This is a genomic window from Microcoleus sp. D2_18a_B4 (assembly GCF_036702475.1).
In the GTDB taxonomy this organism is placed as follows: Bacteria; Cyanobacteriota; Cyanobacteriia; order Cyanobacteriales; family Microcoleaceae; genus Microcoleus.
In genome coordinates this window covers 24,238-32,850 of record NZ_JAUBTL010000070.1, presented here as the reverse complement: position 1 = coordinate 32,850, position 8,613 = coordinate 24,238, and the positions used below count along the sequence as shown (strand labels likewise).

The following is an 8,613-nucleotide window of genomic DNA, read 5'->3' as shown; positions in this document are numbered from 1 at the left end:
CCGGATGAGTGCGAAAGCCTCACGTCCGGTTCTTAGGGGAGGGGAGAGCGGTGACGCTCGAACCTTACCCGGCAACAGTCTTAAGGTCACTGAGACAGTGCTGCTAGCCTAACAAGCTCTTAAAACATTGGCGAAGCTAACTTTACTCCGAAAGGAGATTGAGGCAACCATACCTCACCGGAGGGGTAACCATACCCCTCCACCCCGCTGCATGTTTTAACTCAATGTAAAGCCGTCCTGGAAGGACGGGGTTTCTAACCCAGCAATTTCGATGAAACGGCGACAATTAATACGTTACGCACAGACGGGTTTGCTAGCAGCTTTAGCAACTGGTTTACCATCTGGATGGGAAAGCTATCAAGCTCAAACTGCTGATTCTTTGTCGGTTCAGTGGTTGGGGCACACTTGCTTCTTGTTCGCCGGAGGCGGTGCGAGGGTGCTGGTGAATCCTTTTCGCCCCCTGGGCTGTACCGCAGGCTATCGTTCTCCTAAAGTGCCAACAGATTTGATTCTGATTAGCAGTCGCTTGCTCGATGAAGGGGCGATCGACGGATTTGCGGGCAATCCCGGCCTTTTGTACGAACCGGGGGCTTACAGGTCTAACGGGCTGCGGATTCAAGGGATTCGGACGGAAAAAGACCGTGAGGGAGGAAGGCGATTTGGGGTCAATGTGGCCTGGCTGTGGCAGCAAGCGGGCGTTAAGATTTTACACTTGGGCGGAGTTGCTGGCCCGATCGGCATTGAAGAACAAATCTTGATCGGGCGGCCCGATGTAGTGCTGATTCCCGTGGGCGGAGGGCCGAAAGCTTACACTCCGGCGGAAGCGAAGCAAACTTTGCAACTTCTCAAACCAAAGATGGTGATTCCGACACATTTCAAAACCCAAGCCGCCGATGCTGCTGCGTGCGATTTGGTGCCGCTAGATGAATTCTTGGCGCTGATGGATGGTACGCCGGTGCGCCGATTGAATAATGACACGATTTCGATCAAATCTGCTGACTTACCCCAAACTGGTTCGGTGATTGAGGTTTTGAGTTACAGATTTAGCGGTTGATGCCCGATTTCTTAGGTTGCGTTATAGTAAGGAAGTTTTGTTCGATCGGGGATGCAAGAGAATTTTCTCTCTACCTTAGCCTCTGGCAACCTTGCTTTTTGTCGAGATTTGGCTAACATAACAATTCATGTTCACGGTTTTATCTCATAAGGAAATGCAAGCGAAATGAAAAATCAAAATTTACCTAGTTGGATGAAACAACTCACAGGTTTCGCAGGAGTAATCGGCGCTAGCGCGTTAATTGGTTTCCCGGCTTGGGCTCACATCACCTCCAACACCAAGGTTGCTAATGCAACTCAAACTCAACAAGTTGCAGGAAATGTGAAAACCGCTGCTTCACCGGCACCAACTGACGCTTCACAGGCACCAACTGGCGCTTCACCGGCACCAACTTCCGCTACTAAGGATATTGTTGCTATTGCATCTGGCGACGCTCAATTCAAGACACTGACGAAGGCTTTGGGATCTGCAGGTTTGGTTACAACTTTACAAGGAAAAGGCCCTTTCACTGTTTTTGCTCCGACTGACGCGGCATTTGCTGCTTTGCCAAAAGGAACTGTGGAGGATTTGCTCAAACCCGCAAACAAAGCCAAACTTACTAAGATTTTAACTTACCACGTTGTTCCTGGCTCGGTTTTATCTACTAGCCTGAAATCCGGCGATGTTAAAAGTGTTGAAGGCACCTCGCTGAATGTGGCAGTTAGCGCAGGCAAAGTTACTGTCAGCGGCGCTAATGTTGTGAAAGCTGATATCAAAGCTAGCAACGGCGTTATTCACGTAATTGACAAGGTATTGATGCCCCCTGCTCCAACAAGGTAGGACGAGCGTTTTTTGCATCAATTGATGTCAGATTCGGTTAAATGAATGCCAAGTAAGGACACAACAATGTTGTGTCCTTATTTGTAGGGCAGGCAATTCAGAATTAGAGCAGAAGGAAGAAGGAAGTTCGGCAACGGATTCTGTAACGGATGTAACGGATGTCAGGAAGAAGGAAGAAGCAATAAAATCAATCGTTTCAGCCATTAACAACGTCCTAACCGTCTTGGGGGTTGCTATAATATATAGCAATTTTTGCAGGAGTCGTAAATTTTTTCCCCCACCCCAACCCTCCCCTTATCAAGGGGAGGGAGTAAGAAGTTCACAAATGATTTAGGATTGCTATATATAAAGCTTTAGCTAGCTGCGGGTACTTACAAAAATGGCTGCCAACCCTTACCTTGATGGCCAAAATCGAAGATTTCGGGATGGAGAATTTCTGCTAAAATTTCTAACGAATCAACCAATCTCGGCCCCGGCCGATTAAAGTAAGAATTGCCGTCAGTTAGGTAAACTTTCCTCGTTTTTACTGCTTGCAAATTAGGCCATTCTGCGTATTTAGTTATCTGCATGGCTTCGCTGCGAGTGCGGGTTAAATCAAAACCGCAAGGCATGAAAATAATTACATCGGGATTAGCTTCTACTAGCGATTCCCATTTTAACCAAGGGGAATGTTCCCCGACAATTCCAAATAGCGAATTGCCTCCCGCCATTGCCACTAATTCGGGAATCCAGTTACCCGCAGCCATCAAAGGCTCAATCCACTCGATGCAAGCTACTTTGGGTTTAACGGTTAATGTTTTGGTTTTTAAGATAATAGCATCGATGCGGGATTGCAAAAGATCGATCGCACTTTTGCCATCTACGCCCAAAGCATCAGCAACTCGCTCAATATCCGTCCAGATTTCTGCTAGCAAATTCGGCTGCAAAGAAATAATTTCCGGCTTGCTATTTACCAGCGTGCTTACCGCTTGTTCAACCTCTGTTAGAGAACAAGCGCAGACTTCACATTGAGCTTGAGTAATAATGTGAGTCGGCTGCAATTTTTCCAAAGTATCTATTTCTACTTTATACACGCTGAGGGCATTTTGCAACAATTCTGTCACGCGGTTGTGAATTTCGCTGCTAGTTCCTTCGGGATTGAATTTAGGCTGAGTGCAAACAGGTAAATTTTGGATTTCTGGGGGATAGTCGCATTCGTGGGAACGGCCCACAATTGCATCGGTTAATCCTAAAAGTGCTACAATTTCGGTGGCACTGGGAATTAGAGAGACAATTCTTGGTTGGTTCATGGGTTTTCTGTTTTTTACAGATTTAGAAGCACAGGCTTTACAGATTTAGAAGCACAGGCTTTACAGATTTAGAAGCACAGGCTGGACGCCTGTGCCACAATAAAAGGGATTGTTAAATTTTTAATTTTTTTAAGTAGTGCAAATCTTGCCATGCTTGAATGAGATTACCTTGCATCAGAGCGGCTACACCGTTTAAAACTCTAATTTCCGGTAGGTTGGAGTTGAGAGATAGAGCAGGTTTTAAGGCTGTTTGAGCGGCTTTGGGATGCCAGCCGTACAGGTGTACGAAAGCGAGATAGGCGTAAGCGTAAGGGTTTTTTGAGTCGAGTTGAGTGACTTTTTCTAAGGCGGCGATCGCACTTTTGACATTCTGCTGCAATACTCGCGAAAATGCCAAAGCATAAGCCAATTCTAGATTATTTGGTTCCTGTTTCAACCGATATTCTAACGCTTGTTCCGCTTGCACGGTATAATCTTGAATTGGATCGTACTGATTGATGCGCCCAATCTGCTCGAACACGGGTTCTAAACCTGGCAATCCTTTGGGTAAATTAACCGCCATCGCCCGCAATTGAGTTACCAAATCTAACTCAGGCTTATCTGTATTATCCTCGTTCCCAGGCTCTGCCTGAGAACGCATATCCAGAGGCTCTGCCTCGATTTTAACATTAACTGCAGGCACATTAATCGGATAAGTTTCGCCGGTTTTACGATTTAGATAAGTAGCTTGGAGATTGTAAGTTCCCGGTGCAATATTAGCAGGAGGAAGCATCGCCGTGCGATCGACAACTCGAAACCCCACAGCAAATTTATCCGCTTCCAGCATCCCCGGATGCAAAGTCGCCTGGGCGATCGCGCGATCGTGTAAAATCCTGAAAGTCTGTCCCGGTGGAATATCGCCAGACTGCTGATTTTGCCACGTTACCAACACTAAACCAGACTGCAACTGCTGCCAAGGCCCAGACCAAGTATAAGTAACCGGCAGCGCGACTCCGGGAACTGCTTTTGCCGCGACAGTAACTAGATCTAATTGTACTTGCGATCGCGCTTCATTCAACGGCTGTATTTCGACAGGCTGCACTCGCTTGCGATAAAGATTTAAATTAGTATAATCTGGCAAAAGCCAAGTTTTTTCTAACTGAAATTTATCACCTTTTTCAATCGCGGTTACGGCTGCATTTTGAGCTTTTTTAATCCGTTCGCGAATCGAACCTTGCGGGCCACTTTTGGTGACGAACCAAGAGAGCGATCGCACATCTTGCGGCACTTGTTTTAAATTCGTTCCCACCTGCCGCCCGTAAACCTGAAAATTCGCCAAAGCACCGTAAAAATTCAAATTATGCTGGTTAATTTCCGGCGTCGAAGGCAACACGCCTAAAGTAGATTGTAAATAAGGTTCCCTATCAATAATTTCTGCAATTACCTCTCGGTGCGGCCACTCTTTTCCCAAGTAAGGATAGTTAGAATTGCCGGGACTGATAATTTGGACTAAGCTATGTCCAAAAGCACCTCCCAGCGGCCACATATGGAACAGCATCGCCAGAATTGCCAAGCCAATTGTACCCCAGCGAATTTGCCGTCCCCACCTAGAAGGCCACAGCGTTAAACAGTAGGCTAAGAAAATAGATAAAACTGGCAAATAAGGTATCACATATCGGTCGTCTTTGTTGATATTTAGAGAATTAATTAAATAAGCTCCTACCCAGAAAACAGCCAGCCAGCGACAGGAGTTGAGATGCAAGATTGACGAACTATCTTGCCGGCGACGCCAATAAAGTATCAATCCTACTAAGGGAATAAGTAACAAAGGCCAAGAAATGTGTTCGGGTAAGTGTTGACCGTAGTAAATCCAAGCATCGATCGTATTGATGCCCGGATCTCCTTCGGCGATCGCAGAATCCAGCGTTGCCCGTTTTCCCCCGGTCAAAATTAACAGCCAATTGGTTTTCGCCCAAGGCCCAAACACCGCCACCGACAGCAACAAAGCACCAGTTAATTGACCTAATCTCCCCCAAGCTTTTTGCCGCACAGCACCCACCGCCAACCACACAATCGGGGTAAATAGAAATAATACGGTAGTGTGTTTAACTAATATTGATAAACCGAGAGAAATTCCAAAGGCGATCGCCCAAAACCAAGACGATCTAGAAAGAGAAAAAAATTCTCCTTCTTCTCCATAATTCATCCGTGTATCCGCGCCAAAATCCGTGTCGTGCCTTCCTTCTTCCTTCTTCCTTATTTCTCCTTCTCCTCCATAATTCATCCGTGTATCCGTGTCAAAATCCGTGTCGTGCCTTCCTGATTCCTGCTTCCATATGGTCAAACAATAGAAAGCAAAAGTAATCGCAGCAGTGAGGGGATAGTCCAGCAAAAATTGCAAGCGGAACCGATATAGTCCCGGTAACAAAACGCAAATTGCAGCCGCCCACAAACCGACTTGCCTGTTAAATAATTGGACGCCCAGACTGTAGACTGAGGCGAGGAGAATTGCACTAAATAATAAATGAACGAGGGTTGCCCGATCGCCCCCAGTACCGAAAACCTGAAGAAACGGAACCGTTAAGATGTATGCCAAGGGCGGAATTTTCGTCGAAAGCAGCCAGAAGTTTGTCCACCACTCCCCGGAAAACCACTGAGGATGCTGCAACGCCTGCAAGTATTTCAGGGTGCTAGTCAGGTAGTCTGCTTGATCCCACGCCGGGACAGATCGATCGAGGGCAAACCAGAGGCGATCGCTAATTGCCCCCAGCAGCCAAATTATGCCCAGGACAAGCAGACTCTTGCCCTCGCTGTCCCGATGTTGCTGTGCCATTGCGATTCTTGGATTTTAGGTTGCAGCTTTTAGCTTACAGGCCGGCGGTTCCGGGCGATCGAAAATTAATTTGAAAAAGTGCTTGCTAAATTCTGTATGTGTCTGCTAAGATAGTAAAGCGCGAAAAAACAAGCCGGGATAGCTCAGTTGGTAGAGCAGTGGACTGAAAATCCACGTGTCACGAGTTCAAGTCTCGTTCCTGGCATCGCAAAGCCCTCAGAAAGTTGAGGGTTTTTTTTTATATAAACTTGAGCCAACAAAATAATCACCAATGGCATTCAAGTCTCGGCTTGCTGTGGGAGAGACAAAGCATCGGTTCATCCCTGAACCTCTCGTGCCTTGCGAAACTTTTCCTGCAATTGCTCGATGGCAGTCTCTAAGGGGATTCCCTCACCTCGCGATAGTTCCGCCTCCGCTTCCTCCACCGAAGAGCGCACCTCCTCCACCCACTCCCAATAATTCTGGCGTGTTTGAGTCAAAGTCTGCAGGGCTTTTGTAATCACCTCTTCCGGCGAGCTAAACTGCCGCGCGTGCTAATTGCGCTTCGATCAATTTCACCTGCTCAGGACTCAAAGTAATATTCATAAAAATCTCCGGGAGTCTCGCTGACACAAATCCCTTTTCTAAGAATAGCGCTACTTTCTGGGCAGCGCGATCGTCCATAAAAATTGCTGCACAGTGCCGAATGGGCCAAGTTGATTGAAACTTTTTTTAAATAAACACTGGTACTCGTTATCCTGTTGAAGGGGCTCTGTGCTCTGTGGGAATCCTACAACTACGCGCGTGCGAAGCTATCCCGAACGCGCGTGCGGGCCCGTTGCGGTAGGGAATCGCCCCAGACAATCCCTTATCCCCTACAATAAACAAGCAATTATTATATTTTGAGTTATCCTGTGAGTCCTACTGCCGAAGTCAGCAATACCCTAAATGCGGGCGCTCTACCAACCGTTACCGCTACCGCAGCCCGTCGCGCTGTTTTTCCCTTCACTGCAATTGTTGGCCAGGAGGAGATGAAACTGGCGCTGCTGTTGAATGTCATCGATCCCAAAATTGGCGGGGTGATGATTATGGGCGATCGAGGTACTGGTAAATCTACCACAATCCGCGCCCTCACTGATTTGCTGCCGGAAATTGAGGTGGTGGCTGACGATCCTTTTAACAGTCATCCCACTGATCCAGATTTGATGAGCGATGAGGTGCGCGATCGCACTTTATCTCAAACTGACATTAAAATCGCCCGCAAAAAAGTCCAAATGGTAGATTTACCTTTGGGCGCGACCGAAGACAGAGTTTGCGGTACGATCGACATCGAGAAAGCTTTGTCGGAAGGTGTTAAAGCTTTTGAACCAGGGCTTTTAGCTAAAGCTAACCGCGGCATTCTGTACGTTGATGAAGTCAATTTGCTCGACGATCATTTAGTCGATGTTTTGCTCGACTCCGCCGCCAGCGGTTGGAATACTGTTGAAAGAGAAGGCATTTCGATCCGCCACCCGGCTAAGTTTATTTTAATTGGTTCCGGGAATCCAGAAGAAGGAGAATTGCGGCCGCAGTTGCTCGACAGATTCGGGATGCACGCAGAAATTCGGACTGTAAAAGACCCGAATTTAAGAGTGGAAATTGTCGAACAGCGATCTAGTTTTGACCAAAATCCGGCGGAGTTTCTCGCGAAATATCAGCACGAACAAGATGATATGCAGCAGAAGTTGGTGGAAGCTCAGGAAAGGTTGAAATCGGTAACTATCGATCGAGAGTTGCGGGTAAAAATCTCCCAAGTTTGCGCGGAATTGGACGTAGACGGGCTGCGGGGCGATTTGGTGACGAATCGGGCTGCGAAAGCTTTCACGGCTTTGGAATGTCGCACAGAGGTGACTGTAGACGATATTCGCCGGGTGATGACTCTGTGTTTGCGGCACCGGTTGCGGAAAGACCCGCTAGAATCAATAGATTCGGGGTATAAAGTGACTAAAGTGTTCGATCGGGTATTCGGCCTAGAAACAACTGAGGGGTAATTGGTAATTGGTAATTGGAAATGGGTAATTGGTGGTGATGAAACCTTCCCAAATTTTCATACCTAATTCCCCATTTCCAATTACTAATTCTGGCAATGGAAAAACGAATTTTAGGATTAGATCCGGGCTTAGCAAATCTTGGCTACGGGGCAATTAGTTGTCAAATTGTCCCTGGCAAACAAGATAAAAACAGCGTTTCCATGATTGATTGCGGCGTCATACAAACCACGCCAAAACAGGAAATGGGGCAGCGTTTGAAAACAATTTACGACGATTTGCACGAGGTAATTGAACAGATTAAACCTGATATAGCAATTGCCGAAAAACTGTTCTTTTACAAGATGGGAAATACCATACTTGTAGCCCAAGCGCGGGGCGTTTTGACCCTAGTATTGGCGCAGTGTGGAGTGCCGCTGTTCGAGTTTACGCCGGCTCAAATTAAGCAAGCTTTGACGGGCCGCGGTAATGCGGATAAATCCGAAGTGCAAGAGGCCGTGGCGCGGGAGTTGGATTTGGGTTATATTCCGAAACCCGACGATGCGGCGGATGCTTTGGCGGTGGCTTTGACTGGTTGGTACGATGATGATATTTGTCCGAAGAAAATAGAGTTGGAAACAGGAAAAATTTGAT

Annotated in this window: 8 protein-coding genes and 1 tRNA gene; 5 read left to right on the top strand and 4 right to left on the bottom strand. The window is 47.1% G+C overall.

Translation table 11 applies throughout. From position 1 onward, the window contains the following. Positions 1-271: 271 nt before the first annotated feature. Positions 272-1,054 (top strand): MBL fold metallo-hydrolase, encoded by a 783-nt coding sequence (locus tag QUB04_RS28290; protein ID WP_172190728.1) that lies wholly within the window; start codon positions 272-274, stop codon positions 1,052-1,054. A 165-nt stretch (positions 1,055-1,219) separates the two neighbouring features. Further along, entirely contained in the window at positions 1,220-1,873 is a 654-nt protein-coding gene (locus QUB04_RS28285; RefSeq protein WP_333289619.1) for a fasciclin domain-containing protein, read from the top strand. A gap of 371 nt (positions 1,874-2,244) precedes the next feature. Here QUB04_RS28285 and QUB04_RS28280 read toward each other — a convergent pair whose 3' ends face one another. Together QUB04_RS28280 and QUB04_RS28275 are read right to left on the bottom strand one after the other, a co-directional pair. Continuing rightward, positions 2,245-3,162: a cobalamin-binding protein gene (locus QUB04_RS28280; RefSeq protein ID WP_333289617.1), complete on the bottom strand. Its 918-nt coding sequence runs from the start codon at positions 3,160-3,162 to the stop codon at positions 2,245-2,247. A 112-nt stretch (positions 3,163-3,274) separates the two neighbouring features. Beyond that, positions 3,275-5,974 carry a glycosyltransferase family 39 protein gene (locus tag QUB04_RS28275; RefSeq protein ID WP_333289614.1) on the bottom strand — a complete coding sequence of 900 codons (2,700 nt, stop codon included), beginning with the start codon at positions 5,972-5,974 and terminating at the stop codon, positions 3,275-3,277. Between the two features lie 132 nt (positions 5,975-6,106). On the opposite strand from QUB04_RS28275, the gene QUB04_RS28270 reads away from it, so the two are divergent. Then, positions 6,107-6,179, top strand: a tRNA-Phe gene (locus QUB04_RS28270). 112 nt (positions 6,180-6,291) lie between these two features. Here QUB04_RS28270 and QUB04_RS28265 read toward each other — a convergent pair. Further along, positions 6,292-6,453, bottom strand: a complete 162-nt coding sequence (locus QUB04_RS28265) for a hypothetical protein (protein ID WP_333289612.1) — start codon at positions 6,451-6,453, stop codon at positions 6,292-6,294. 37 nt (positions 6,454-6,490) lie between these two features. Beyond that, the gene (locus QUB04_RS28260; RefSeq protein WP_333289610.1) at positions 6,491-6,637 is read right to left on the bottom strand and encodes a hypothetical protein; all 147 of its coding nucleotides are present in this window, start codon (positions 6,635-6,637) and stop codon (positions 6,491-6,493) included. A gap of 230 nt (positions 6,638-6,867) precedes the next feature. Here QUB04_RS28260 and bchI point away from each other — a divergent pair, with 230 nt between their 5' ends. Both bchI and ruvC read left to right on the top strand, forming a co-directional pair. Continuing rightward, positions 6,868-7,983 (top strand): magnesium chelatase ATPase subunit I, encoded by a 1,116-nt coding sequence (gene bchI / locus QUB04_RS28255; RefSeq protein WP_190742072.1) that lies wholly within the window; start codon positions 6,868-6,870, stop codon positions 7,981-7,983. 95 nt (positions 7,984-8,078) lie between these two features. Beyond that, positions 8,079-8,612, top strand: a complete 534-nt coding sequence (gene ruvC, locus QUB04_RS28250) for a crossover junction endodeoxyribonuclease RuvC (RefSeq protein ID WP_333289608.1) — start codon at positions 8,079-8,081, stop codon at positions 8,610-8,612. The last annotated feature ends 1 nt before the right edge of the window (position 8,613 follow it).

Excerpts from the sequence above, each read along its gene's own strand:
- QUB04_RS28280 (WP_333289617.1), bottom strand. The coding sequence starts at position 3,162 with ATGAACCAACCAAGAATTGTCTCTCTAATTCCCAGTGCCACCGAAATT.
- QUB04_RS28260 (WP_333289610.1), bottom strand. The coding sequence starts at position 6,637 with ATGGACGATCGCGCTGCCCAGAAAGTAGCGCTATTCTTAGAAAAGGGA.
- ruvC (WP_333289608.1), top strand. The coding sequence starts at position 8,079 with ATGGAAAAACGAATTTTAGGATTAGATCCGGGCTTAGCAAATCTTGGC.
- QUB04_RS28275 (WP_333289614.1), bottom strand. The coding sequence starts at position 5,974 with ATGGCACAGCAACATCGGGACAGCGAGGGCAAGAGTCTGCTTGTCCTG.
- QUB04_RS28290 (WP_172190728.1), top strand. The coding sequence starts at position 272 with ATGAAACGGCGACAATTAATACGTTACGCACAGACGGGTTTGCTAGCA.
- QUB04_RS28285 (WP_333289619.1), top strand. The coding sequence starts at position 1,220 with ATGAAAAATCAAAATTTACCTAGTTGGATGAAACAACTCACAGGTTTC.